Source organism: Komagataeibacter kakiaceti JCM 25156 (genome assembly GCF_000613305.1).
This window is the reverse complement of the sequence record NZ_BAIO01000569.1, coordinates 1-1,359: the sequence shown is the minus strand read 5'-3', so window position 1 is coordinate 1,359 and position 1,359 is coordinate 1. Positions and strand designations below refer to the sequence as shown.

Genomic DNA, 1,359 nt, shown 5'->3' with positions numbered 1-1,359 from the left:
CGGACCCTGTCGTCCGCCACGAGATCATATCCCGCATCGACAAGGCGCAGCAGCAGATCCGACTTGCCCGCGCCCGATGGCCCGACCAGCAGAATCCCCTGCTCGCGCCGCGCCGCGCAGGAAGCATGGATCTGGACCGGATCGTTCATGAATTTAAGACTTATCCGAAAGCGGTCGTTCCGGCGAAATAAAAATTTCTATGGACAAAAGATGACCATTTTGTGATTCTGGAGCAAATGCAAGAAAACATGCTGTTTCGCTCTCCACCAGAAATAGAAATCCGCCACCTGACCGGTATCGATGCCGGGACGGGGGAATTCCTGCCAGACGTGTTCAGCCAGATCCGTCAGGCGCTGGCGGAGGGAGTGGCGCAGCTCGCGCTTCATGGCATGACGGCGGAAAACGTGACGCGCGTCGTGTTCGTCCTTTCCGAGACCGAAGGGTTCAGCACCTGTTTCCCGCTGCTCAATGACCTGTTCGGCCGCACCTGCCCGGCAACGACGCTGCGTCTGGTCGGTCATTTCGACCGTCCCGGCCAGCTTGCCGAAATCAGGCTGGTGGCGATGGCGGATCAGGAAGCCGAAATCGCCTGACCAGCCGGCGGGCCATCGGGGAAACGGTGGTCCGGCTTCCGCTTGCGGAAACCATATACCGGTGATTCTGTTTTATCGGAAAGGCAGGATAGTGGTGGAGCTGAGGGGAATCGAACCCCTGACCTCCTCATTGCGAACGAGGCGCTCTCCCATCTGAGCTACAGCCCCACATCCTGCGCGATAAATACCCGCCCCATCGGGCAAGTCAAGGCCCATTTTCCAGCCCGCCACCTGTTTTCCACCTGATATGTCCCATTCATAGCGGTTGTATGCGGGCCGCACGGACACTAAATTCCCTTTTCCGTCACCTTTGAAAGTTGGCCCGTTGATTTCCATCATCTTTCAGCTGCTGTTTGAACTCATCCAGCTTTACACATGGGTTGTGCTGCTGGCCTGTCTGTTCAGCTTTCTCATCGGCTTTGGCATTCTGGATCCGCGTAACCAGATTGTCTGGAAGATGTCGAATTTCCTCTACCGCATGACCGAACCCGTGCTGCGCCCGATCCGTAACGTGCTGCCCAATGTCGCCAATATCGACCTCAGCCCGCTCGTGCTGCTCCTGCTCATCCAGTATGTGCTGATGCCGGTCATGGCCCGGATCTATGGCATGCTCATGGTCGGAATCGCGTGATTCCACGTCCCTTGCGGGCCGCTTCTTCCTCCAGACCGAATTCCGGGAGTTTGTTTACATGAAAAAATCCAACCGTTTTCTCGCCCTCCTCGCCGCCCTGCCCGTGGCGGCGGCCCTTTCGGGCGCGCCCGCGCA

3 protein-coding genes and 1 tRNA gene are annotated in these 1,359 nt (G+C 58.0%); 2 read left to right on the top strand and 2 right to left on the bottom strand.

Going from position 1 to position 1,359, the window contains the following annotated elements:
- Window positions 1-149: HPr kinase/phosphorylase (locus JCM25156_RS25590; RefSeq protein WP_034960542.1), on the bottom strand; the 149-nt coding region annotated here is incomplete at its 3' end.
- Between the two features lie 99 nt (window positions 150-248).
- Between JCM25156_RS25590 and JCM25156_RS16675 the strand changes: the two genes are divergently transcribed.
- Complete coding sequence (locus JCM25156_RS16675) at window positions 249-593, top strand: RidA family protein (protein ID WP_242402722.1); 345 nt, start codon at window positions 249-251, stop codon at window positions 591-593.
- Between the two features lie 92 nt (window positions 594-685).
- Here JCM25156_RS16675 and JCM25156_RS16670 read toward each other — a convergent pair.
- Window positions 686-761: transfer RNA gene (locus JCM25156_RS16670), tRNA-Ala, on the bottom strand.
- A gap of 157 nt (window positions 762-918) precedes the next feature.
- Here JCM25156_RS16670 and JCM25156_RS16665 point away from each other — a divergent pair.
- Window positions 919-1,224: a YggT family protein gene (locus tag JCM25156_RS16665; protein WP_025814013.1), complete on the top strand. Its 306-nt coding sequence runs from the start codon at window positions 919-921 to the stop codon at window positions 1,222-1,224.
- The last annotated feature ends 135 nt before the right edge of the window (window positions 1,225-1,359 follow it).

Coding starts and splice junctions, on each gene's coding strand:
- JCM25156_RS16675 (WP_242402722.1), top strand. CDS start 249: ATGCTGTTTCGCTCTCCACCAGAAATAGAAATCCGCCACCTGACCGGT.